The sequence below is a fragment of the Candidatus Bartonella washoeensis Sb944nv genome, assembly GCF_000278135.1.
Lineage (GTDB): Bacteria > Pseudomonadota > Alphaproteobacteria > Rhizobiales > Rhizobiaceae > Bartonella > Bartonella washoeensis.
This window is the reverse complement of sequence record NZ_JH725023.1, coordinates 323,837-350,340: the sequence shown is the minus strand read 5'-3', so window position 1 is coordinate 350,340 and position 26,504 is coordinate 323,837. Positions and strand designations below refer to the sequence as shown.

Sequence of the window (26,504 nt, the reverse complement as noted above, 5' to 3'; positions counted from 1 at the left end):
AATGGTGCAAATTTCTACTTACTTTCAATTGATGCGCGCAGGATGGGTTTTAGCACGTGAAGGCGTTTTGAGTGCTTTGCCTCATGACGATCTTAAAGGATTTCCAGCATTATGTTATCGTATAGCAAGTATGTTAGCACGACGAAAAACGAAAAAAAAACGGAGATCTGAGAATATTTCGTATGCTATTAATAGGCTCGGCCCTTCTTACATAAAACTTGGTCAATTTCTTGCTACCAGACCTGATATTGTTGGACGTGATATTGCGGAGGATCTGGCACAACTACAAGATCGTGTCCAAACATTCTCTTATACCGATGCAATTATCCAAATTGAAAGTTCTCTTGGCCGATCCATCAATGACTTATTCCTAGACTTTTATCCATCTATTGCCGCTGCCTCTATTGCTCAAGTTCATCCAGCTGAATACTATGACAAAGAAGGCCATAAAAAAAAATGCGCTGTTAAAGTTATTCGTCCTAATATCAGAACACGTTTTGCTAAAGATCTTAGAGGCTTCTATCTCATTGCCCATCTACAAGAACGATACATTCCTGCTTCTCGACGCCTTCGTCCTGTTTGTGTCGTAGACACTTTAGCACAAACCACACGTATTGAAATGGATTTACGGTTAGAAGCGGCCGCAATATCAGAAATGGCTGAAAATATTCAACATGATCTAGGTTTTCGCGTACCCCAAGTCGATTGGGAACGAACAGGACGCAATGTTTTAACAATGGAATGGATCGATGGCATACGAATATCTGACATTTGCGCACTCAAAGAAGCTGGTTTTGATTTAAAAGCTTTAGCAATCACACTTATCCAATCCTTTCTTCGCCATACACTACGTGATGGTTTCTTTCATGCCGATATGCATCCTGGTAATCTATTTGTAGACTCAGAAGGATGTATTGTTGCTGTTGATTTAGGAATTACGGGACGGCTTGGCAAAAAAGAAAAGCATTTCCTTGCTGAAATCCTTTACGGTTTTATTACCCGTGATTACCATCGAGTAGCGCGTGCTCATTTTGAGGCAGGATATGTGCCTTCATACCACAACATTGAAAGCTTTGCTCAAGCCAATCGCGCTATTGGTGAACCGATTCATGGACAATCAGCGCAAAGTATTTCCATGGCTAAGTTGCTCACATTGCTGTTTGAAGTCACCGAATTATTTGATATGCAAACGCGACCTGAACTTTTATTATTACAAAAAACTATGGTTGTCGTGGAAGGTGTTGCACGCACATTAGACCCAGATTTTAATATGTGGAAAGCCTCTGAACCAGTTGTTAAAGAATGGATTGGCAAAAATTTAGGACCCGTGGGAATTGCAAAAGACTTCAGTGAGGGAGGGCAAGCACTCCTTTCGCTAGCACGTAAAACACCACAACTGATACAAAATTTTCAACGTATGGAAGAAGATCTCAATCAAATGGTAAAAACAGGATTTAATCTTTCTCCTGCTAGCCTCAAACAACTTGCTGTTGAGCAAAGTCGCACTAACCGCTATGGCCGTTATAGCCTCTTCATCATTGCATTTTGTTGTATTTGCCTTACTTTTTACTTTTTTTATCTTTTCTAATCTACTCAATATGCTAAAACATAGCGATTATGAAATCATTGAAATCGCTTTATTTCTTGGATATATTTTATGGCAAGTATTACCATTCGTAATCTTTCACCTGAAGCTAAAGAATCTTTGCGTATACGCGCCGCGCAAAATGGGATTTCTATGGAAGAAGAAGCCCGCCGTCTTTTAAGCAACTCTGCTATTCCAGCCATAATCCCCTCTCAACCAAGCTCTATCGAAATGAAATCATTGAAATCAAAGTCACTCCTTCTTATTATTGGTGGTAGCATTGCAGCCTATAAATCGCTTGATCTCATTCGCCGTTTGCAAGAACGGGGAGCACGCTTGAATATTGTCATGACAAAAGCAGCGCAAAAATTTATTACTCCTTTAGCAGCTGAAGCGCTCAGTGGTCGTACTGTGTATAGTGATTTATTCTCACGTGAAGAAGAACATGATATTGGCCATATCCGGCTAGCACGTGATGCTGATTTGATTATTTTAGCACCGGCCACAGCCAATCGTATTGCAAAAATAGCCAACGGCATAGGAGATGATCTGGCCGATTGTGTGCTTTTAGCAGCACGCTGTCCTGTTTTGATTGCACCAGCCATGAATCCAGCGATGTGGGCACATCGAGCAACTGTTCGCAATATCGCGCAACTACGCGCAGATGGTATTCATATAATTGGACCAGAAATCGGCAAAATGGCTGAGCGTGATGAAACTGGCTGTGGACGCATGAGTGACCCCTTAACCATTGTAGCCGCGGTAGAAACGCTTTTACGTGTACAAGAAAGACCACTTTCTGGTCGTCATTTCATTGTTACCTCTGGTCCGACCCATGAACCAATTGATCCAGTGCGTTATCTTGCTAATCGCTCTTCAGGTAAACAAGGCCATGCCATTGCAACGACTTTAGCCAATTTAGGTGCAAAAGTGACGCTTATTTGTGGACCTGTTGATCTTGCCGATCCACAAGAGGTGAAAACTATTCATGTTGAGACAGCATGTCAGATGTTACAAGCCGTTCAAGCAGCTTTACCCGCCGATGGCGCACTTTTTGTTGCCGCTGTTTGCGACTGGCGCAGCAAAACGCAATCTTCACACAAAATTAAAAAGCATGCTCATCAAACACCACCATCCTTGCAAATGGTCGAAAATCCTGACATTTTGGCAACAATTGGCCATGCTTCAAACCGCCCACCACTCGTGATTGGCTTTGCTGCTGAAACCTGTGACGTCATTACCAATGCACAAAAAAAATGTATCGAAAAAGGAGCAGATTTTATTCTTGCTAATAACATTTCTCTTCCTGATGGCACAAATGTTATGGGTGCTGATACGAATCAAGTGTGTCTTGTTAGCAAAGAAAGCATTGAACAATGGCCACACATGACAAAACAACAAATAGCTGAAAAATTGGCAAATATTGTTGTGTCATTTTTCTCATACACTGCTTTTCCTAATTAAATTAAATAATAGCACTTGATGTATGAAATTAAAAAAATAATGCGCTCTCTTCCAAAAATCGGTTATGTATATAGCTATAAAGGAAACTCGTAAATTTTACCTTATTTGTAAAACAATATCAGTTTTCCATCCTTAATGCCTTAATCGATCAAAATCATTTAGCTTGTAAAACGAAAAAATAGACATTCTATATTCTTTAAATTTATCCTCTTGTTTTCTCATTTTATTTTCTTAATCTATTATCTATGATTTTTACTGCTGCATATCGTGCTCTACAACGCCTCTTAACTCCCCAGTATCGCACCATAATATTGAAAGCATTGGGACTTACTTTTATTTTGCTTTTCATTATATGGTTATTTATACGTGAACTTTTTATGACTTATTTTGGGCTTTGGATTGCTCATTTTCTTCCTGATTTATCAGATTGGGCAGGATTATTAGAATTAAGTATACTTATCATTTTTAATTTAGGTTTAGCTTTAGTTATGGCTTTTCTAATTGCCCCAATCACAGCCATGATCGGAAGCTTTTTTATTGATTCGGCTGCTGAAATTATTGAAAAAGAAGATTATCCGAGCGAACCTATTGGGCACGCATTGTCATTTGGACGTTCACTTATTCTTTCTTTAAAATTCTTTATTTTAAGCCTTCTCGGTAATGTACTCGCTTTTATTTTGTTTTTCGTGCCAGGTATCAATTTGATTGCCTTTTATGTTATTAATGGATATTTATTCGGCCGTGAGTACTTTGTATTTACTGCTTACCGTTTTCGGTCTAAACAAGAAGCTCATGCTTTTCTACATGTTCACGCCATAACGGTTTTTGGGGCAGGATTGTTGATAGCGTTTTTTGTTTCAATTCCTCTTCTTAATCTAACAACACCACTTTTCGCAGCCGCACTTATGACACACTTATATAAAATGCTTTCCCAAAAAGGCATCACACGCATCAAACCCAAATAAAGGCATTCTTTTACCTAAAAATTAGCAAAATGCATGAATAAAAACGAACATAAAAAACGTTTGATCCTTTAAAAAATCGCGTTACTTTTTCATCATCAGGTAAAATTCTTGCTCCTGTGCAAGCATTTTGCTAACATAATATTATCGCATGCATTGTTTTTATGGACTATTTATCCTTATTGATGTTTATAATTATAAGGCTTTTTTGTTTCAGGTTTGCAATACTGACATTAATGGTTTGCTGAATGTTTATTTTTCATCAGCAACAAATGAGAAGCTTGCAACCAGCACAAACAATGGAATTTAATATCAAAGCAAAAGAGTAAATAATGGAAGTTATTAAAACTTCTAACAGATTTTTTATAAGGAAATACTTTTATTTAAACTACCGCTGTAACATTGAAAAAATAAAAAATTAAAGGATAATGGGGTTAAAAGCTGTACGCATATAGATAAAAGTATTAAATGGGTCTGTTTATTAACTGGAAAAGCGAGTCTGTCTATTCAGTCCTATATTCCCTCGAATCGCGCAAAAAGTGTATAATTTCTAAAGAGAGGCTACAAAGATGAACTGGATTACAAATTATGTTCGTCCTAAAATCAATTCCATACTGGGACGCCGTGAAATTCCAGAAAATCTATGGATTAAAGATCCCACCACTGGTGAAATGGTGTTCCATAAAGATTTAGAAGTTAACCAATATGTAATCCCCACTTCTGGTTATCATATGCGCATCAGCGCCAAAAATCGTCTCCTGCATTTTTTTGATAATGGTGTTTATACGCCTCTTGAAAATCCAAAAGTTGTAACCGACCCTTTAAAATTTCGCGATGAAAAACGTTACATTGATCGGTTAAAAGATTATCGTTCCAAACTTGGTGTTGATGACAATATTTTAAGCGCACGAGGTACTATTGAAGGTTTACCGATTATAGCTACTGTTCAAGATTTCGCTTTTATGGGTGGATCACTTGGGATGGCTTCGGGAGAAGCTATCATCAAAGCTTTTCATACTGCCATTGCTGACAAATGCCCTTTAGTTCTTTTTGCCGCTTCTGGCGGAGCACGCATGCAAGAAGGAACACTCTCATTGATGCAGATGCCTCGTACAACCGTAGCAATTGAAATGCTGAAAGAAGCAAAACTTCCTTATATTGTGGTTCTAACCAATCCTACTACCGGTGGCGTTACTGCTTCTTACGCTATGCTTGGTGATATCCATATTGCCGAACCTGGTGCCATGATTGGTTTTGCAGGACCACGTGTGATTCAACAAACCATACGTGAAACCTTACCAGAAGGTTTTCAAAGCAGTGAATATCTGCTCGAACATGGCATGGTTGATATGGTTGTATCGCGTTTAAAAATGAAAGCTACCATTGCACGACTTTTACGTTTGATGATGAAATATCCTGCAGCTGTTAATCCTTCCAATCCATCGCAAACAAATTCTCAAGCATCGCTTTCTAACACAGAAGCTGCCTAAACTCATGAAAAAAAATCAAGTGCAAAGGATGGTAGATGATTTACTGAAAAACTATCCAAAAAAATTTGATCTTTCTTTAGAGCGTATTTCTCGTCTTTTGGGACATCTTGATAATCCCCACTTAAAACTTGCGCCTGTTATTCATATTGCTGGAACAAATGGCAAAGGATCTGCTTCAGCCATTTGTCGCGCTCTTTTAGAAAGTGCAGGCTACCGGGTTCATGTCTATAGTTCACCTCATTTGGTGAACTGGAATGAACGGTGTCGACTAGGTAAAATAGGAGGCGGTCAACTTGTCACAGAGAGCCAATTGGCTGAAATAATTCACGAAATCATAAAAGTAAATCGTCAAGAGCTGATTACTATTTTTGAAATTTTTACAGCAGCTGCCTTTATGTTGTTTAGCACACATCCAGCTGATGTAGTGATTCTAGAAGTTGGATTAGGAGGACGTTTTGATGCTACAAATGTGATTAACAAGCCAGCTGTATCTCTCATTATGCCTATTGACTATGATCATGAGATTTTTCTTGGAAGCACAATTGCACAAATCGCTTTTCAAAAAGGTGGAATTATCAAACCAGCAGTTCCTGTAGTCATTGGTAAGCAAGATCATGATGAAACCCTTTCTATTTTAACGTCTATTGCTGATAAAAATAAAGCACCTTATTCCCTATTTGACCAAGATTATCAAAGCTATACAGAATATGGACATATGGTATTTCAAAACAATCAAGGTCTTATGGATCTTCCACTTCCTAACCTTATTGGGGCTCATCAAATTGCTAATGCCGGAGCCTCTCTTGAAGCAATTCATCAAGCAGGGTTTCAACTTTCAGAAAAAACGATAAGCCATGCCCTGCAAAATATTTACTGGCCAGCACGGATGCAACATCTCACCCATGGAAACTTAGTTGATCAACTGTCTCCTAATATTGATCTATGGCTGGATGGTGGACACAACCCGGCCGCTGGAAAAGTAATTGCAACAGAACTTGCTCAATGGAAAAAAAAATCAAACCGCCCTATTATTATGATTGCTGGCATGATCAACACCAAGGATACTGTCGGTTACTTTCGGCCTCTCGCAAACCTTGTAGATAAAGTCTATACGATCCCATTGAGTGACAATAACGCAAGTATTTGTCCAACAATTTTAGCTGAATCAGCGCGAAAAGTAGGAATTCTTGCTAGCCCTCAAGCTCATCTACAAGATGCTTTACAGAAAATTCACTCAGAACATAGAGAAGCTATCGTCCTTATTAGTGGTTCCCTTTACCTTGCCGGTGATATTTTACGTGACAATAAAACACCACCATGTTAGGGATTGCTTATTCATAAAGTTTTAAAAGATAGAACTTCTAGTCATGCAGCTTGATTGTGCACTTTATCAAAATCCTAAACTTATTACTGTTTTCGGCGGCTCTGGTTTCGTGGGGCGGCATGTCGTTGAGGCTTTAACTAAGCGAGGTTACCGCGTTCGCATCGCTGTTCGCTATCCACAAAAAGCCTATTACATGCTACAAATAGGAGAAGTGGGACAAACCCAAATGCTCAAAACTGATATCAAGCATCGTGCCTCTGTTGCACGCGCGTTGCTTGGTGCAGATGGTGCTGTGTTTCTTGCTGGTAGCTTAACACAAGCAAATCAATCGAATTTTCAAAAGATACAAACTGACGGTGCACAAAATGTTTCTGAATTAGCAGCTGAAGCGGGTATTCCACTCATTTATATGTCCGCACTTGTAGCTAATCAAAACGCTTCTTTTCTTTATGCACGTGTTAAATCTATGAGTGAGAAAATTATTCAGGACAAGCATCCTCAAGCAATTATTATGCGCCCATCCGTTATCTTCGGGCCAGAGGATTGTTTTTTTAATACCCTAGCAAATCTATCGTGTTTTTTACCGATTATACCCCTTTTTGGAGGAGGACAAAGCAAATTGCAGCCCGTCTATGTTGGTGACATCGCTGAATTTGTTGTGCGTGCTTTAGAAGGACAAGTTATCTCTGGAAAAAGTTATGATCTTGGTGGTCCACAGATTATCACATTTCAAAATGTTCTTGAAAACATATTGAAAATCATTCACCGTAAAAAAATATTTGTCTCTATGCCTCTTTCTGCAGGGCTGTTGATCGGAAGTTTTTTGGGAGCTATCGGTAAATTCCCTCTCATGCCAACATTGATAACAGCCGATCAAATACGCTTCCTGCAAATGGATAACATTATTTCTCAAGAAGCTATAGAAAATGGATATACTTTAGAAGGAGCAGGTATTACCCCCAAAGCAATGGCTGCACTCTTGCCAAGTTATCTATGGCGATTTCGTCCACAAGGTCAATTTTCCCAAAATTTACCAGCCTAACACATGCTCTCAAAAGACTTAGTCAAAATATTGATTTATAGTAGTGCTTTATTTTTACCCATATTGAGAAATTAGAGTACCGAATATAATTCTATATTCTCATTTCAAGTCCTTGAATTTAACATCATTAAAAACTTTTATTTTCACATCACAACAAGAAACAACGTGTGAACACAAATCGTTTAAAAAAGGAATCGCTATATCTCTTATGAACCATCTTAATGCAAAAGCAGGTGCAATATTGGGAACTAGAGAAAATAATAATGGTTCTGGTTGGAATAATGGTTCTGGTTGGTACCTTTATAAGCGTAAAGATGATGGCGGTATCCAATGATCTTGCTTTCGTACCATTCATGGGTAGCATTCATGGGCAGCGCCAGAAAATGCCAATGACGAGCAAAGTGAAATGTTCCTTGAAACAAATAGTGAATGACAGCACGATAGTATACTACTCTTGGTAGCACATATCTCTTGTGACTAAATTTTTCTAATTTACAAAAAGAAAAAAGTAAAAGTAGATGTATTAATGAAATTTATATATTTGCGCTTTTTTTCAGAAGACAGAATTTCATAACAAATTCTCTTTGTAATTTTACCCTTCTCTCAGTTCAAAAACTAACAAACGCAGATAAGATTTGTTCGCACAATAGAGTTTTTATAAGCCTCCCTATACCCTGTCAATAACATCACTACCCATTAGCAAATACATGCCTTTTGCACAAATTTATAGAAACTTCAAAAAAATTTTTTCACAGAGAGAAGTTTTTCTATTGGCTTGCATTTTTTTTTAATTTCTCCTACCGTCTCGAAGAAATTAATTTTGAAGGAATAAAGAATGGCAGCCCAAGATTATGTTGTCAAAGATATTGCACTTGCTGCTTATGGTCGTAAAGAACTTGATATTGCCGAAACCGAAATGCCTGGTTTGATGGCTTGTCGTGAGGAATTTTCTTCCAGTCAACCTTTGCGGGGAGCACGTATTTCCGGTTCATTGCATATGACCATTCAGACAGCCGTTTTGATTGAAACACTGAAAACACTCGGTGCCGATGTACGGTGGAGTTCTAGCAATATTTTTTCTACGCAAGATCATGCAGCAGCAGCTATTGCAGCCACTGGTACTGCTGTTTTTGCGGTTAAGGGTGAAACACTTGAAGAATATTGGACTTATATAGATGCCATTTTCCAATGGCCTGATGGCAATCCTTCCAATCTTATCTTAGATGATGGAGCTGATGCCACAAATTATATTTTAACGGGCAGCCGTGCAGAAATAGATAAGGATATTCTCTCTCATCCCAAGACAGAAGAAGAGACATTTTTTTTCAAACAAATTCAAAAGCGTATGGATGCTACACCAGGATTTTTCACACGCCAGCGTGCAGCAATCAAAGGTGTGAGCGAAGAAACCACAACGGGCGTACACCGTCTTCATCAACTACAAAAAGAAAAGCTTCTGCCTTTTCCTGCTATCAATGTCAATGATAGTGTCACGAAATCAAAATTTGATAATAAATATGGATGTAGAGAATCATTAGTAGACGGTATCCGACGCGGGACAGACGTAATGATAGCTGGGAAAACTGCCATTGTCTGCGGTTATGGTGATGTAGGTAAAGGTTCAGCAGCATCTCTTTCAGGCGCTGGGGCTCGTGTTAAAGTGACAGAAATTGACCCAATTTGCGCTCTTCAAGCAGCTATGGACGGCTATGAAGTGGTGACTTTAGATGATGCTGCCTCCAGTGCTGATATTATCATAACAACAACAGGCAATAGAGATGTTGTCCGCTTAGACCATATGCGTCAAGTTAAAGATATGTGTATTCTTGGAAATATTGGCCACTTTGATAATGAAATAGAAGTATCAGCCCTTAGAAATTTGCCATGGACGAATATTAAACCACAAGTCGATATGATCACTTTTCCCGATGGAAAACGCATAATTTTGCTCTCTGAAGGTCGTTTGCTAAATCTCGGTAATGCTACAGGTCATCCATCTTTTGTCATGTCAGCTTCATTTACCAATCAAGTTTTAGCGCAAATTGAACTCTTTACCCGTTCAGAGCACTATAAAAATGAAGTGACTGTCTTGCCCAAACATCTTGATGAAAAAGTTGCACGTCTTCACCTTGATCGACTAGGAATAAAATTAAGCGTTTTATCAGAAGAACAAGCTGCCTATATTGGAGTCACACCACAAGGACCTTATAAACCAGATCATTATCGTTACTAAATGTTTCCTTGGGTTAAAAGAAAAAGGAAAACGCATCGTGCCCAGCTTTGGTGATTATGACCCCAAAGAAAAAACTCAAAAAATAATCCGAATCTGCAGCGAGATTTTTTGTCTTGTTTTCCTTTTCTCTCCAACATGCGCTATTGCGCAGTCATTGGAAACACATCTCCCTTTCGACTTCACTTTACCAGATGGTCCATGGCTCCTTTTAGCGCTCTGTGGAGGAGTTTCTTGTGCTTCACTTCTCATTTGCATGGCAGTTATTATGCGTGCAAAAAAAGCTTCATGGGAGCCTTTGAAGAGAATTCAAGCAGACTTTTCTGAAAAACTTCAATATTATGAATGGCTTCTAGAAGAAACTGGACAATATCTTCTTATTTGGGAAAATCCAACGACTTTACCACGTATGGTAGGCAATATTCCTGCATTGCAAAAAGTGGGAATTCACCAAGAAAACTTTCAGCGTTTTGAGCTTTGGCTTGAAGAAACCTCTCTGCGAGAACTTGACTATGCACTCACACAATTGCTTTACAAGTCTCACCCTTTTGACCTCTCTATCACCACCAATAACAATATATTGTTGCAAGTTACAGGTGTAATCGCAGGAACAGTAGCCATTGCACGTTTTCAAGATATCTCAACCCAGCAAAGCGAAAATGCTCGTTTACAGAAAGATATCGCCCGCATTCTCAACGAGCTAAGAATGCAACGCAACCTCCTTGATCTTATTCAAGAACCGGTATGGATACGAGATTGTGAAGGGAACTTTTATTTTATCAATCGTGCCTTTAAAGAAATGACAGGCTTTCGAGAAAACAGTAACGAAGTTGTTGATCTTTTCAATGAAACAACGCAACGTAAAACAAATGAAACAGAAACAATTTTTCAAGAGTCCGTTTATACAGTCATTGATGGAGAACGGCACCGTTTTCATCTCACTCGTATTACAACAACTGAAGGGATGGCAGCTTTTGCGCGTGATGAGAGCGCATATGAAAATCTTGCCAATGAACTAAAACGTGTTCTTCAAAGTCATTGTGAAACACTTGATCAAATCTCAACGGCTGTAGCCATTTTTGATACTAACCAAAAATTAAAATTCTGCAACCATGCTTTTAAAATCCTATGGCCGCTAGAGAGTTCTTTTCTAGAAAGTGAACCAAGCCATACATTGCTTCTTGAGCATTTGCGTGAAAAAGGGCTCATTGGTGAACACCCTGATTGGCGCAGGTGGAAAGAAGAACTTTTTAAAGCCTACCAACAAACAGAATCAAATCAGCAGATTTGGAATCTTCCAGATGGGCGTACATTACGTGTTATTTCTAGTCCTCACCCACAAGGAGGTGTTACTTGGCTTTACGAAAATCTTACAGAAAAAATCGATCTTGAACGACGCTATAATACACTCATTAAAATACAAGGCGAGACACTTGATAAACTTTCAGAAGGAGTGGTGGTTTTTGGCACCGATGGACGTCTTCGTTTATCGAATCCAGCTTTATCAAAACTATGGTTTCTCCCTTATAATTTACTGGTAGAAGGCACCCACATTACACAATTACAAAGTCATTGTTCAGCCCTAAGCGTGGGAAAAGAATGGGATGAATTTACCAGATTTATTACAGGTTTTGCTGAAAAACGTGACACATATTCAGGGCGGATGGACCTAAAAAATGGAATGATTATTGATTACACACTGGTCCCGCTTCCCAATGGACAAACGATGCTTACGTTCGTTAATGTTACTGATACTGTCCATGTCGCGCGTGCTCTTCAAGAGAAAAATGAAGCATTAGAAAAAGCTGATCATTTGCGCAATGAATTTGTTCAACATGTTTCCTATGAATTGCGTACACCCCTTACCAATATTATCGGATTTTCTGATATTTTACGCGATAAGATTTTTGGTCCTATCAATGAACGTCAACATGAATATCTTGGACATATTCATTCAGAATCAGGTACTCTCTTGAATATTGTTAATGATATTCTTGACCTCGCAACCCTTGATGCAGGTATCATGGAGCTGGACATAAAACCAGTTAATATTGCCGATTCTATGGTGCAAGCAGTAGCGCGCGTAGAAGAGCGCCTTAATGGACGCCATATTACGCTTTTACAGCAAATTTCTCCTTCCTTGAATTTTATTTCTGCTGATGCAACACGTTTGCATCAAATCTTTGTTAATGTGCTCAGTAACGCCATTAATTTTGCAACCGAAGCAAGTACGATTGAATTTTGTGCTGAAGAACAAGATGATAACATCGTCTTCAGTGTTCACAATGAGGGGTCTGATATTCCAGAAGACATCCTTGATCGAATTTTCAAACGTTTTTCTTCCCATGCACATAATGGTAGGCGTGCAGGAGCAGGCCTTGGTCTTTCCCTTGTCAAAAGTTTCGTTGAACTCCATGGTGGACACGTTGAAATTCTTACCGGCACTGGACAAGGAACAACGGTTAAATGTTTTTTTCCAATTCCCAAAGGAGATAAAGTTTTTTAATCTCGTTCTCTGATTATTACAAATTTTTTTCTCATCCATTTCATGGAATTTTTAATGAATTTTAGTTTTTTTCTTGAAAATGAAGAAGCAACAAAGCTTTTTGCGCAAGATTTAGCCCTCGCTTTAAAACCGGGCGATCTTGTGACGCTTCAAGGAGATCTTGGAACAGGAAAATCAACCCTCGCGCGTACGCTCATTCAAACACTTGCTAACGATAACACCCTAGATGTTCCAAGTCCTACTTTTACTCTTGCTCAAAGCTATCAACTTCCACAATTTGAAATTATTCATGCTGACCTTTATCGCCTTTCTATGGCAGAAGAAATCAACGAATTAGGACTTCATGAAGCACGTGAACAAGGCATTTTACTTATTGAATGGCCAGAAAAAAGTGCGGATCTTTTGGGACCAGTTACCTTTGCACTCACCTTACAGTATGAAGACTATGGGCGTCGTTTGACTCTTACATCAGCAAAACATTCTACTGAACGTCTACAGCGATCTTTTGCAATTCGCACATTTTTAACAACTCATGGGCGCGGTCATGTTCATCGTTATTTTTTAGCGAATGATGCCTCAACACGCACCTATGAACTTCTGGATAATGGGTATCATCAAGAAATCCTCATGGATTCACCAACCATGCAAATGGAACAAAATACAGATCCCTCCTACGCAACAATGGCAAACCTTGCAAAAGACATCTATCAATTTGTAGGAATTAGCCAACTCATTTTAGATAATGGATTTTCTGCCCCTCATATCTTTGTCGAAGATTTTGAAAAAGGTTTTTTGATTTTAGAAGATTTTGGACGTGAAGGACTTTTAGATCAAAGCGGTAATCCTATAGAAGAGCGTTATATTGCTTGTAGCGAATTGCTGGCTGCCTTTCACCAAAAATCATGGCCTTCAGAAAAGCAATTTGCAACATTTTTGCTTCAAATTCCCTCCTATGATTGCCAAATACTACAATCAGAACTTTCCTTATTGTTGGATTGGTATTTCCCCTTTCAAACACAAAAAACTTTAGATCAACAAAAACGTAAAGCTTTTTTTACTTGCTGGAAGCCCTATCTCGATAACCTCGTCAAAGGAGAAAATACCTTTGTCATGCGTGATTACCATTCACCTAATATTCTTTGGCGTGCGCATAAAAAAGGAACTGCACGTATTGGTCTGATGGATTTCCAAGATGGCTTAAAAGGTCCAACTTCCTATGACCTCGTTTCTTTAGCACAAGATGCACGTCTATTTATTTCACCAACACTTGAAGAAAAAATTCTCGATGCTTATTGCACTGCACGTCATAAAGCACCACGACCTTTCGATGAAGATGAATTACGTAAGCTTTACGCATTTGCAGGTGCTCAGCGGGCTTCGAAAATTCTAGGGATTTTTGTACGTCTTCACAAACGCGATGGAAAATCGTCTTATCTTAGATATCTACCCCATATACAGGATTATCTTGCCCGTAATCTTTCACATCCAACTCTTGCGCCTCTACAAAGCTTTTATCAAGAAATAGGACTCCTTCCAAAAGCATAAGAGAGTCTTACACTTTAACCTTCGCAAAATACTTTTGACCTAATAAATCCATTTTTCTAAAAAACATGAAGATAAGTATATGCCCGCAATCCATTCTCTTTTTGCAAATCTTTGATAAAAATGAATAAATATTATCGGTTAACCGCGGATTAACTTAAGTTAAAATCCTCTGCACAAGCATAGCTTTTCAGTTTTTCCCTGCATGAAAATTGTATACAGTAGAAACAATGCAAATAACTAATAAGAATGGAATATTTTCCATGTATCTCAAACGAGGGGTAAATGAGTCATACACCACGTGTTTTTTCTATTTCTCCAGGAACTTCTTTTCTACCGCATTTTGTTGATGCACTGCTCTCAGGAGCTCTTATTGGTGACTTTGCACCAAATGAAGATATGCAGACTGCTCTTGCTGATACCCTCATTTATGTGCCAACACGCCGTGCTGCTCGCGCTTTACGTGCTGCCTTTGTTGAAAGAAGCGATACACGATCAACCTTCTTACCAACCATTCGCCCCTTAGGAGATCTGGACGAAGATAGTTTCCTTTTTGTTGAAAACCATACCAATACTCTGAATCCTCCCATTGGAGAAAGTGAACGCCTCCTGCTTTTAGCACGCCTTATTCGTCCTTGGCGTGAAAATTTGCCTGCTCACCTGCGTGCCATGTTTGGTACAGAAGATGTACTTATTCCTGCTCATACTGCTGATGCAATTTGGCTTGCTCAAGATTTAGCACACTTGATGGACGAAATTGAAACAGAAGCAGCAGATTGGTCAAAGCTAAAAGAAATTGCACCTGATATGATAGCCGAATGGTGGCAAATAACCCTCAATTTCCTTACCATTGTCACACAAAACTGGCCGCAAATCTTACAAGAAAGACAAAGAAGCAATCCTGCTGAATGGCGCAATCAAGCACTCAAAATGCATGCAGAAACTTTACAACGTACGCAACCGAATAAACCCATACTTGCAGCCGGTGTGGCGAGTTCTATTCCAGCAATTTCTCATCTTTTAAAGGTAATTTCTTGCCTGCCAAAAGGAGCTGTCGTCCTTCCAGGTCTTGATCTTCAGATGGATAAAGAACAATGGGAGGCATTAGGCACGATCAATGAAGAAAAAACAACTTGTCATTTTTTCGATCATACTGCGAATGCTTTTAGCCATCCCCAATATCATTTAAAAAAACTTCTCTCTCTCATGAAATATCACCGCATTCATGTTCGTGAAATTGGTCAACAAAGTACAATAAAGAAAAAACGTATCGCTCTTTTATCAGAAGCATTTCGACCAGCCTCTACAACAGATCGCTGGGTACAAATTGTCCGTGATGATTATGAAAACCTTTGTGCAGACTGGTCATTCATTGAAGCTATCAACGAGCGCGAAGAGGCTCTTGCCATCGCTGTTGCCTTACGCAATGCCATTGAAGAGCCTCAAAAAACTGCAGCCCTTATTACAAATGACCGTAATTTAGCACGCCGTGTTGCTGCTGAATTACAGCGTTTTGGAATTGAAGCAAACGATTCAGGAGGAATACCACTTGCACAAACGTTGCCCTCAACCTTGTTACGGCTTCTTTTAGAAAATATATTTCAGCCCAATGATCCGATTGCTTTTCTTTCCCTTCTTAAACATCCACTCACAACGCTCCAACAAAGCCGTCATCGTTTGCGCAAAATGGCAGAAAATTTTGAACTCTTTGTTCTTCGCGGAAGCACTGGTCGCATTAATCTTTGTGAATGTGACCAATTTCTTGAAACATGGATAAAAAAACATTTGCATGATACTTCTGACAATAACACCCTTAATCAACAAATGAGAGAGGAAGCACATCTGCTTTGTCGTCTTTTAGTCAAAGCAGTAGAACCTTTAGCATCTCTCATGAAACAAGAGAAAGAATGCACTATAAATGAAGCTGCAATAGCAACTGTTGAGGTTTTTGAAAATTTTGGGCGTGATGAAAATGATTCTCTTGTAAATCTTTATCAACATGAAGCGGGACAAGCCTTATCAACTTTTTTACGTGAATTAGTGAGTGATCAATCAGGCTTAAAATTCCATCTCTGCGAATGGCCCGCTATGTTCTCAGCTCTTCTAGCAACTCGCTCCGTCACGCCTTCCCCAGGGGGACATCCACGTTTATTCATCTGGGGTACTTTGGAATCACGTTTGCAAACGGTTGATACTGTGGTCATTGGTGGTCTTAATGAAGGAACATGGCCCATAACAACCCGCAATGATGCTTTTTTATCACGACAGATGAAAATGATGTTAAATCTTGAACCACCAGAACAACGTATTGGTCTCTCTGCGCATGATTTTCAATGGGCTATGGGAATGAATACAGTGGTGATGAGCCGAGCGATAAGGGTTAATCATGCTCCTTCCCTTCCTTCACGCTGGTTACAACGTTTAGAAACGGTTATAGGAAAACAGGTTTGGAAAAAAATTCGTGCTCGAGGAGAAACATTGCTTCACTGGGCAAAAATGCTTGATAATACAGATATGATCGCCTGTGCAGAACGCCCTTGCCCTGTTCCCCCACTTGATATGCGTCCACGCCATTTTTCGGTCACTGAAATAGCAACATTGCGGTATGACCCTTATGCCATTTATGCTAAAAAAATCTTGCGTCTTAAACCTCTTAAAGCACTCATCCATGACCCAAACGCCGCGGAACGCGGAATGCTTTATCATGCTATTCTTGCTGCTTTTTGTACACAAATAAAGAATCTAAATGACGCAAATGCATTAGATATACTCCTCGCTCTTGGACGACAAGAATTTGATAAGTTCAATTTACCTGCCGATGTTGAAACAATTTGGTGGACAAATTTTGAAAATCTTGCTCCGTTTATTATCCAGTGGGAACGAAGTTTAGAACCACGCGAAAGGCATGCCGAAGTTCTATCGCAAAAAATACCTATAGGCACAACAGGTGTAACCCTTTCAGGACGTGCCGACCGTATTGATGTTTTGCCAAACAAAATGGTTGAAATTCTTGATTTTAAAACCAGCACTCCCCCTTCTTCCAAACAAGTTCGCGATTTATTATTTCCACAATTGGCACTGGAAGCAGCTTTGCTCATGCAAGGAGCCTTTACAAATTTTCAAAATCTTACCCCGGTAAATTTATTTTACATTCCCCTCACTGGAAAAGGTAAAATCGCTCCCCAATCTATTCTTTTAAAGAAAGGAGCAAAAGAACACCAAAGCGCAATCAAGCTTGGTGAAAAAGCATGGGAACATCTTGTTGCATTAATGGAATATTACCAAAATTCACAACAAGGCTATCTTTCACACGCAGTCCCTTTAAAAAAAGAATATGAAGGTGATTATGACCATCTTGCACGATTATGGGAATGGTCAAGCGATACTCATAAAGCAGATCAATCATGACTCTTTTTTCTATTCCTGAAGCAGCCCTCGATTCACAAGCAACGGCAACACATCCAAAAACAAACGTATGGGTTTCTGCAAATGCTGGATCTGGAAAAACCCACGTTTTAAGTGAACGCGTCATCCGTTTACTTTTAAACGGTACTCCCCCAGCACGCATCTTATGCCTTACTTACACAAATGCAGCTTCTGCTGTTATGCAATCGCGGATTTTTCGCACACTTTCCAGCTGGAATGAACTTGATGATGAACAGCTTCAAAAAACCTTATCGCAGCTTGAAAATGAACCCATCAATGCGCAAAAATTAACCTATGCACGTCAACTCTTCGCTCGTGCCCTCGAAACACCAGGGGGCTTAAAAATCCAAACTATTCATGCATTCTGTGAATCTCTCTTGCATTACTTTATGTTAGAAGCAAATATTGCTGGACATTTTGAACTTCTCGATGATATTAATCGAAAAAAATTATTACAAGAATCCCGTCGCCAGCTTTTAGAGCATAAAGATGCACAATCTTCTTTGAAACACTTACTTAAAGTTGTCAGTGAGCGTTCTTTTAATCAATTGCTATATGAAGCGACCGAGAAACAGCATAAACTCTCTGATTTTTTATCTTCTCTTCTGTCTGAAAATGAAGAGGAAAAATTGCGTGCCCTTTTTAATTTAGCGCCCGATGAAACTAACCAACAATTGCTGGAAAAAATTCAACAGATTGCTCATCTACCTCTTTATGCTCTTACACATTGCCAAACCTACGGCAATCAAAATCTCAAGGATATGATCGCAAAATTTTCCCAACTAGCAGAAGCTTCTTGTGAAACAACCATTATCAATATTATTTCTGATATCTATTTTACAACAGCAGGAGAACCCCGTAGTTTTTCACGTTTATCTTGTAAAAAAGCAGATGAAATTTGGCCTTTTATTCAACAAATGATTGAAGATAAACAAAGCAAACTTTCTGTTCTTTTAGAAAAATATCAATGCTTAAAAAGTGTTACACTCAATAGAGCTGCTTTTCAAATTTGCGCTATTTATCTTAAAATCTATACGAATTTAAAAAAAACAAATGGCTTTTTAGATTTTGATGACCTTATTGAACGTACACTTCATTTATTGCAACGTAAAGGCGCAAGCCAATGGGTGCACTATAAACTTGATAGTGGTCTTGATCATATTTTGCTTGATGAAGCACAAGATACTAACCCTGAGCAATGGCAAATCATTCAACTTTTAGCGCAAGAATTTTTCACAGGTCATAGTCAACGTGACAATGTACGCACTCTTTTTGCTGTTGGAGATGAAAAGCAATCTATCTATTCTTTTCAAGGTGCTGCTCCAGAAAATTTTGCTGCAAATGGGCGAATGATCCAAAAAAAAGCACAGCAAGCGAAACAAAAATTTGAAAAAATACAACTAAACTATTCTTTCCGCTCTACAGCTGATGTTCTTAAAAGCGTCGATCTTGTCTTTGAAACACCAGAGAATTACAAGGGACTTTCTGCAGAAAATACAAAAACAGTGCACGAAGCTATTCGTGTTCATAGCCCAGGTGATGTTATTTTATGGGATGCACTTTCCAAAGAAAAAAATGAATTTCCTGATGATTGGCATGTAACCGTTGATCATTTGGATACGCCCGCAATACATTTGGCGGAAAAAATTGCTGAAACCATTGCGGGTTGGTTGCATAAAGGAGAAATGCTTCCAGCAAAAGGACGCTTAATGCGTGCAAGTGATATTATGATCTTGGTTCGTAAGCGTGACGAATTTGTTTCAGCGCTTTCTCGTGCACTTAAGCAACGTAATGTTCCTGTAGCGGGTGCTGACCGTTTACAACTCACCAACCATATTAGTGTGCGTGATTTGATGGCGCTTGCACGTTTTGTCTTACAACCTCAAGATGATCTTTCCCTTGCTTGTGTTTTAAAAAGTCCTCTTTTTGCGCTCACCGAGGAAGAACTTTTTCAGCTTGCAGCCAACCGTACAGGTTCCCTTTGGCAAAGCCTTTGTATGCACGCATCAACACATTTATCTTTTAAAGATACCTTTGAAAGTCTTAGCAAATATCGCAATTTAGTTGATAAAATGCCGGTTTTTGAATTCTATAGCCATATTCTAAACAATGATAAGGGACGTCAAAAAATTCTAGCCCGTTTAGGTTCTGAAGCAAATGACGTGCTTGACGCTTTTATGGATTACACACTCACGATTCAAAAAACGGGATTACCAGGATTACAAGCTTTTTTGGAAACACTAAGCACAAGCGAACCAGAAATTAAACGCGAATTTGATCAAAACCATGAAGAAGTTCGTATTATGACTATTCATGCCGCAAAAGGACTTGAAGCTGCTGTTGTTTTTCTGGTGGATCCTGGTAGTGCCATTTGGCATCCCCAACATGCTCCACACCTTCTTAAAATTTCTTTAAACAATAAGCACTTGAATGATGAACAAGGTTTTATCTGGTGTCCAAACGCAGAATTCAACACAAAACCTTCTGAAAAAGCGCTTTCACATTTAAAAGAACGTGCAGAAGAAGAGTATAAACGCCTTCTCTATGTAGGAATGACACGTGCTGAAGATCGATTGTTTATTTGTGGATATAACGGTGAGAAAATCTCCTCGGATACATGGCTACAATTAGTAAAGAAAGCTCTCAAACCACACGCAGTTCCAATAAAAGGTCCTGCAGAGGATATTGCAGCTTGGCGCTTTCACATCACACCATCTTCTTCTACCCCAATAAATCAAGAAGCATCTTACATTGAATGCCCAACATTTCCGCCTTTGCCGGATTTTTTCTCTCATAAACTGCCAGAAGAACCAGCCTTACCAAGGCCGTTGAAACCCTCTGTTGCCAGTCTCTCCATTGAAGCTGATAATGAGCTTTTTTCTCATTCAAAACAGTTTAGTATTTCACCCGTTTTAGGAGAAATAAACACCAACAGAGCTTTTTCCATTGAATATGGTAATATTGTTCACCGATTGCTGCAATATTTACCCAATTGCGACCCCGAAAAACATCGAGATTATGCTCGACACTATCTCAATACCAAAGCCTCTCATTGGGATGAATCCCAAAGAGAAAAAGCACTTCATCATGTTTGGCAGATTTTAGATCATTCCTACCTGAAACCCCTCTTCTCTGACAACTCACGGGCTGAAGTCTCCTTAATGGGTATTGTAAAAATCCGTGGCAAAGAACAAGCAATTTCCGGTCAAATTGACCGTCTCTACATCACAAAAAACAGCATTATATTTGCTGATTTTAAAACAGGAACCCCACCAGCAAACGAAACCGCTATTGCCTCACGTTATTTGTTACAAATGGCTCTTTACCGAAAAATTTTACAGGTTATTCATCCCAATAAAGATGTTCAAGCTCTTCTTGTCTACACTAAAGAAGCAAAAATTTTTGAACTTTCTCCTGAAAAACTCGATGCGCTTCTTGATGAAATTGCTACCTAAGCTAAGAAAACCATTTCCCTCAAAGCTTATCATAATTTATCTTTGTAATAACTTGATATGAAGTACCATCATACCAATGTATAAAAGTAAATATAAAGGATAAACCAATGACCTGTATAAAAATTGATAAGAGCAATTTCGAAAGTGAAGTTCTCAGCTCTTCCACCCCTGTTGTAGTTGATTTTTGGGCAGAGTGGTGTGGCCCTTGCAAAATGATTGCTCCGATTTTGGACGAAATTTCAACAGAAATGCAAAACCAAATCAAAATTGCTAAAGTCAATATTGATGAAAACCCAGAACTGGCTACTCAATACGGAGTGCGATCGATTCCTACTTTATTGATGTTTAAAAATGGAAATGTTTCATCAAATATGGTTGGTGCTGCTTCTAAAGGACGTATTTCTGAATGGATTAAAGAAAATCTTCGTTAAATCTACCTATAATGATTTTTCCAAAAAGGAGAGGGATTTTACCTCTCTCTTTTATTTGACTTGTTTAAGAATAATTCTTTTCACATAGAAAAGATATCTGTTTATTCAGAGCGTATTTGATAATCTTTAAAAGTTGAAAATTTTATTTTCGGCGCTCGCTCTGCTTCATAATTCAATGAAAAATGATTTTCTGCCAAAAAAACTGGATCATTATCCAAATCATGAGCAATAGCAGAGCGATGATTGGTTACAAACTTTTGCAATTCATCTTTATCCTCTGCTGAAATCCAACGGCATACACTAAAGCGCGCTGATTCAAAACTTACCGGTAAAGAATATTCCACTTTCAGCCGCTCCGTTAAGACATCAATTTGCAAAGCACCAATCACTCCGATAAGAGCAGGAGATCCATCATCTGGAATAAATAATTGCACAACACCTTCTTCAGCCATTTGCTGCAGAGCTTCCTTAAGTTTCTTTGCTTTCATTGGATCGCCCAAACTAACACGACGTAGAATTTCTGGCGCAAAATTGGGCACGCCTTTAAAGAGAATATCTTCTCCCTCCGTCAATGTATCACCTATACGTAATGTTCCATGATTGGGAATGCCTACTATATCACCAGCATAAGCTTGATCAGCAATTTGACGCGAACGAGCAAAGAAAAACTGTGGTGTCGAAAGAGTCATCAATTTTCCTGTTCTTACTAATTTTGTCTTCATACCACGTTCAAGCGTCCCTGAACAAACTCGCAAAAATGCAATACGATCACGATGATTAGGATCCATATTAGCCTGAATTTTAAAGACAAATCCTGCCATTTTGGGTTCAGTCGCTATGACACTGCGTTGATCTGCAACCTGATCACGAGGACTTGGACCAAAATCAATGAGCGCATTGATCAAATCACGAACACCAAAATTTCGTAGAGCTGATCCGAAATAAACCGGTGTCATATGTCCTTCACGGAAAGCTTGCAAATCAAAATTCTTACAGGCACTACGGGCAAGTTCGACTTCTTCAATAAAAAGCGCACGTTGATTTTCAGGAAGCAAAGTTGCAACCTCATCAGGTCCAGAAACCACCTGTTGTGTTATCTCATCATCTTTTTGACGAAAACAATTGTGATGAAGATCAAAAGTGCCAACAAAATCTTTACCTATACCAATAGGCCATGTAATTGGTGCAGTGTCAAGCGCGAGCTTTTCTTCAATTTCATCCAAAATTTCTAAAGGATCACGCGCCTCACGATCCATTTTATTCACAAAAGTAACAATAGGAATATCTCGCAGCCGACACACTTCAAACAGTTTCAGTGTTCTCGGCTCAATCCCTCGTGCACCATCCAATACCATGATAGCACTATCAACAGCCGTAAGCGTACGATATGTATCATCCGCAAAATCTTCGTGACCTGGAGTATCTAATAAATTAAAAATATGATCTTCATATTCAAATGTCATCACCGATGTCACAACCGAAATACCACGATCACGTTCAATATTCATCCAATCAGAGCGAGTTTGAATACGGTCCTTTTTCGCCTTCACTTCACCAGCAAGCTGAATGGCACCACCAAACAATAAAAGTTTTTCTGTCAGGGTTGTTTTCCCAGCATCAGGATGCGCAATGATCGCAAATGTACGCCGCCGCTTTACTTCTTGCACTCTCTTTTCCATTATTCCCCCATAGGTCGTGCAAGCGCTTCAGCAATAAGTGTGCGCATTTCATTAATCCCATAGAGCGCAATAAATGATCCCAATCGTGGTCCTTTTTCTTGCCCTAAAAGAACTTCATAAAGCATTTGAAAAAAGACATTTGAAACCCCCGGCCCTCCTTCAGGACTTTTTTTGCTATGATCTTGGTAGCGTTCAGTTAAGCGAGCAACATCAAGAAGCGCATTTTGAAGAATGTTTCCATCAACAGTTTCTGGCAAACTGGCTAATTTTGCATCAATATTAATCAGCGTTGAACGCTCACTCTCATCAGGAACGCGAAATTTTTTATTTGGTTTGACAAAAACATCAAAATATTTAATGGCAAAATCCACCAACTGATCAAGTGCTGGATAAGTTTGTGCATTTGCTCCTTTAGCATAGCGAGAAATAAAACCCCAAAGAACCTCTTTATTATCAGCATTTGAAGCACTGACCAAATTTAATAACATCGCAAAGGACACAGGCAAATCATCCTGTGGAGGACAACCATTATGGATATGCCATACAGGGTTATTCAGCCGTTCTTTCCACTCTTGGCGACCATAAGCAGAAAGATGCGCATAATATTCATCAACGGCTTTTGGAATGACATCAAAATAAAGCCGTTTTGCTGTTTTTGGTTTTAAAAACATATAAAGCCCTAAACTTTCCGTTGGTGCGTAAGTGAGCCACTCATCAATGGTTAAGCCATTTCCCTTGGATTTGGAAATTTTTTGCCCCTTATCATCTAAAAAGAGCTCATAATTAAATCCTTCAGGCGGATTTCCACCAAGCACTTTGCAAATTTTAGAAGAAAGATTTGTCGAATCAATAAGATCTTTTCCTGCCATTTCATAATCAATGCCAAGTGCTGTCCAGCGCATTGCCCAATCCACTTTCCACTGGCATTTGACTTTTCCCCCTGTAACCTCCGTTTCAATGGTTTCTCCGGTTTCAGGCTCAATATAGGTAACAGTACCTTTTTCGACATTACAAGCAATCATCGGAACTTGTAATACTTTTCCAGAAACAGGCGAAATAGGTAAAAAGAGTGAATAAGTAGCACGACGCTCTTCACCCAATGTTGGCAAAACAATAGCCATTACCTTGTCATAACAAGCAAGTATTTTTAAAAGCGTTTCATCAAAACGACCGGAACTATAATAATCAGTAGCACTTGCAAACTCATAATCAAAACCAAAGCGATCAAGAAAAATACGTAAGCGTGCGTTATTTGCTGCTCCAAAAGAAGTATAAACGTCTCCAAAAGGATCTGGCACACAGCTAAGTGGTTGACCAAGATAGCTTTCCATTTTTTCTCGGTCAGGCACATTATCAGGAACTTTACGCAACCCATCCATATCATCAGAAAAACAAAGAAGTTTTGTTTTAACTTTATCCTCAGTTAAAACCCTAAATGCATGACGCACCATGGTCGTGCGTGCCACTTCTCCAAAAGTGCCAATATGTGGTAAGCCAGATGGCCCATAACCTGTTTCAAATAAAACCGTCTCTGGGTAACCAGTTTTTTCATACCGTTTGATAATTTTGCGTGCTTCTTCAAATGGCCAAGCTTTTGATTGAACAGCTATATCTCTTAATTCGGTTGTAAAGCTAAAGGTATCACACTGGTCACGCATCATTATCTTTATCCTAAAATTAAATTCTTTCACGAGATGGTGTATGGTTTTTGAATTTATTCGTCGATAATAGCAAGCGAAAAGGCGCAGATTTTCACCATACTCTTGCCATAATCAGCATTCGTCCTATTATTTTGTTTATATTTTATGTAAACGAAAGTGTGAATATTATGAATCGCAATTTTCTTGTTTTGATTATCGGTGTTTTAATCATTCTTCTCATAGGTTTTTCTTATTAAACTTATCGGCAAGAAAGCAAAACCTCTAGCATTGAGCTCAAGATTGATAAATAATCCATCTACAACCAAAATCAATTAAACAAATTGCCATTTTCAATTTTTGATATAAAAACTGTTCTGCACTTAACACTGTCAAAATGACTTCTGTTATGTTTTTCGTATGTATTCATGAGCGTGCTGCTAATGTACGTAGGCGTAATGCATTTAATTTAATAAAACCGGCAGCATCTTTTTGATCATAAGAACCCTGATCATCCTCAAAAGTTACTAAATTATGAGAATAAAGCGATTTTTTGCTTTCACGACCTTCAACAATCACATTACCCTTATAAAGCTTTAGCGTAACTTCACCTTCAACATTTTCTTGAGATAAATCAATGGCTGCCTGTAACATTTTACGTTCAGGTGAAAACCAAAAGCCATAATAAATCAACTCTGCATAACGCGGCATTAACTCATCTTTTAAATGAGCAGCTCCCCGATCCAATGTTAAAGATTCGATTGCCCGATGAGCCGTTAAAAGAATTGTTCCCCCCGGTGTTTCATAAATGCCCCGCGATTTCATACCTACAAAGCGGTTTTCCACCAAATCTAATCGACCAATACCGTTGTCGTGTCCATAATTATTCAATTCAGCAAGTAAATCCGCAGGAGATAAATTTTGCCCATTAATCGAGATAGCATCACCTTTTTTAAAACCAATTGTGATTATGGTTGCTTGATCTGGAGCAGCTTCTGGAGAAAGAGTACGCATATGGACATACTCAGGAGCAGGAAGTGCTGGATCTTCCAAAACCTTGCCCTCTGATGACGAGTGCAATAAATTTGCATCAACGGAAAAAGGTGCTTCTCCTTGATTATCCTTCTCTACTGGGATTTGATGTGCGCGCGCAAATTCAACCAACTCTGTCCGACTTTTAAAAGACCAATCACGCCATGGAGCAATAATCTTGATATCAGGATTAAGAGCATAAGCAGAAAGTTCAAAGCGAACTTGGTCATTACCTTTCCCTGTTGCTCCATGGGCAATCGCATCTGCACCCGTTTCCTTGGCAATTTTAATAAGGCGTTTTGAAATGAGTGGGCGAGCAATAGAAGTCCCCAAAAGATAGCACCCTTCATAAACTGCATTGGCTCGAAACATTGGAAACACAAAGTCACGCACAAACTCTTCACGTAGATCTTCAATATAAATTTCTTTAACGCCCAGTATTTCAGCTTTACAACGCGCTGCCTCTAATTCTTCTCCTTGCCCTAAATCGGCCGTAAAGGTTACAACTTCAACACCCAGTTCACTTTGTAACCATTTAAGAATAATAGACGTATCTAGCCCTCCTGAATAAGCTAGAACAACTTTCTTAACATTTTTCCATTTTTTCATTTTAAAGCTCTACATTATTTGCTTTCTTTTTACTCAGAAATCAAAACTATGCAAGCAATGAAAATAAATTCCCTTTAGACAACATTAAAC

General features: G+C 38.9%; 16 protein-coding genes. 13 read left to right on the top strand and 3 right to left on the bottom strand.

Annotated features, from left to right (window positions below; all coding sequences use genetic code 11):
- Position 1 precedes the first annotated feature (1 nt).
- The 13 genes from ubiB (at position 2) to trxA (ending at position 21,457) form a co-directional block, all read left to right on the top strand.
- Positions 2 to 1,588, top strand: a complete 1,587-nt coding sequence (gene ubiB / locus MCQ_RS04065) for a 2-polyprenylphenol 6-hydroxylase (RefSeq protein WP_006923704.1) — start codon at positions 2 to 4, stop codon at positions 1,586 to 1,588.
- 69 nt (positions 1,589 to 1,657) lie between these two features.
- The gene (gene coaBC, locus MCQ_RS04060) at positions 1,658 to 3,049 is read left to right on the top strand and encodes a bifunctional phosphopantothenoylcysteine decarboxylase/phosphopantothenate--cysteine ligase CoaBC (RefSeq protein ID WP_006923703.1); all 1,392 of its coding nucleotides are present in this window, start codon (positions 1,658 to 1,660) and stop codon (positions 3,047 to 3,049) included.
- Between the two features lie 245 nt (positions 3,050 to 3,294).
- On the top strand, positions 3,295 to 4,014 hold the full coding sequence (locus tag MCQ_RS04055; RefSeq protein ID WP_006923702.1) for a sulfate transporter family protein: 720 nt from the start codon (positions 3,295 to 3,297) through the stop codon (positions 4,012 to 4,014).
- Between the two features lie 566 nt (positions 4,015 to 4,580).
- Entirely contained in the window at positions 4,581 to 5,501 is a 921-nt protein-coding gene (gene accD, locus MCQ_RS04050) for an acetyl-CoA carboxylase, carboxyltransferase subunit beta (RefSeq protein WP_006923701.1), read from the top strand.
- 4 nt (positions 5,502 to 5,505) lie between these two features.
- Positions 5,506 to 6,825 carry a bifunctional folylpolyglutamate synthase/dihydrofolate synthase gene (locus MCQ_RS04045; RefSeq protein WP_006923697.1) on the top strand — a complete coding sequence of 440 codons (1,320 nt, stop codon included), beginning with the start codon at positions 5,506 to 5,508 and terminating at the stop codon, positions 6,823 to 6,825.
- A 43-nt stretch (positions 6,826 to 6,868) separates the two neighbouring features.
- Complete coding sequence (locus MCQ_RS04040; protein ID WP_006923696.1) at positions 6,869 to 7,867, top strand: complex I NDUFA9 subunit family protein; 999 nt, start codon at positions 6,869 to 6,871, stop codon at positions 7,865 to 7,867.
- A 208-nt stretch (positions 7,868 to 8,075) separates the two neighbouring features.
- Complete coding sequence (locus tag MCQ_RS09795) at positions 8,076 to 8,201, top strand: hypothetical protein (RefSeq protein WP_006923695.1); 126 nt, start codon at positions 8,076 to 8,078, stop codon at positions 8,199 to 8,201.
- A 501-nt stretch (positions 8,202 to 8,702) separates the two neighbouring features.
- Positions 8,703 to 10,100, top strand: a complete 1,398-nt coding sequence (gene ahcY, locus MCQ_RS04030; RefSeq protein ID WP_006923694.1) for an adenosylhomocysteinase — start codon at positions 8,703 to 8,705, stop codon at positions 10,098 to 10,100.
- 37 nt (positions 10,101 to 10,137) lie between these two features.
- Positions 10,138 to 12,603 carry a PAS domain-containing sensor histidine kinase gene (locus MCQ_RS04025; protein WP_006923693.1) on the top strand — a complete coding sequence of 822 codons (2,466 nt, stop codon included), beginning with the start codon at positions 10,138 to 10,140 and terminating at the stop codon, positions 12,601 to 12,603.
- 54 nt (positions 12,604 to 12,657) lie between these two features.
- Positions 12,658 to 14,148 (top strand): bifunctional tRNA (adenosine(37)-N6)-threonylcarbamoyltransferase complex ATPase subunit type 1 TsaE/phosphotransferase, encoded by a 1,491-nt coding sequence (locus MCQ_RS04020; protein WP_006923691.1) that lies wholly within the window; start codon positions 12,658 to 12,660, stop codon positions 14,146 to 14,148.
- Between the two features lie 282 nt (positions 14,149 to 14,430).
- On the top strand, positions 14,431 to 17,553 hold the full coding sequence (addB, locus tag MCQ_RS04015; protein ID WP_006923689.1) for a double-strand break repair protein AddB: 3,123 nt from the start codon (positions 14,431 to 14,433) through the stop codon (positions 17,551 to 17,553).
- On the top strand, positions 17,550 to 21,026 hold the full coding sequence (addA, locus tag MCQ_RS04010) for a double-strand break repair helicase AddA (protein ID WP_006923687.1): 3,477 nt from the start codon (positions 17,550 to 17,552) through the stop codon (positions 21,024 to 21,026). Before addB ends, addA begins: the two co-directional genes overlap by 4 nt.
- A 107-nt stretch (positions 21,027 to 21,133) precedes the next feature.
- Positions 21,134 to 21,457 (top strand): thioredoxin, encoded by a 324-nt coding sequence (gene trxA / locus MCQ_RS04005; RefSeq protein ID WP_006923685.1) that lies wholly within the window; start codon positions 21,134 to 21,136, stop codon positions 21,455 to 21,457.
- 101 nt (positions 21,458 to 21,558) lie between these two features.
- On the opposite strand, the gene MCQ_RS04000 is transcribed toward trxA, so the two are convergent.
- The 3 genes from MCQ_RS04000 to MCQ_RS03985 form a co-directional block, all read right to left on the bottom strand.
- The gene (locus MCQ_RS04000) at positions 21,559 to 23,136 is read right to left on the bottom strand and encodes a peptide chain release factor 3 (protein WP_006923683.1); all 1,578 of its coding nucleotides are present in this window, start codon (positions 23,134 to 23,136) and stop codon (positions 21,559 to 21,561) included.
- Positions 23,136 to 24,797 (bottom strand): lysine--tRNA ligase, encoded by a 1,662-nt coding sequence (locus tag MCQ_RS03995; RefSeq protein ID WP_006923682.1) that lies wholly within the window; start codon positions 24,795 to 24,797, stop codon positions 23,136 to 23,138. The genes MCQ_RS04000 and MCQ_RS03995 overlap by 1 nt, the downstream gene beginning before the upstream one ends.
- A 402-nt stretch (positions 24,798 to 25,199) precedes the next feature.
- The gene (locus tag MCQ_RS03985; protein WP_006923680.1) at positions 25,200 to 26,414 is read right to left on the bottom strand and encodes an argininosuccinate synthase; all 1,215 of its coding nucleotides are present in this window, start codon (positions 26,412 to 26,414) and stop codon (positions 25,200 to 25,202) included.
- Positions 26,415 to 26,504: the final 90 nt, after the last annotated feature.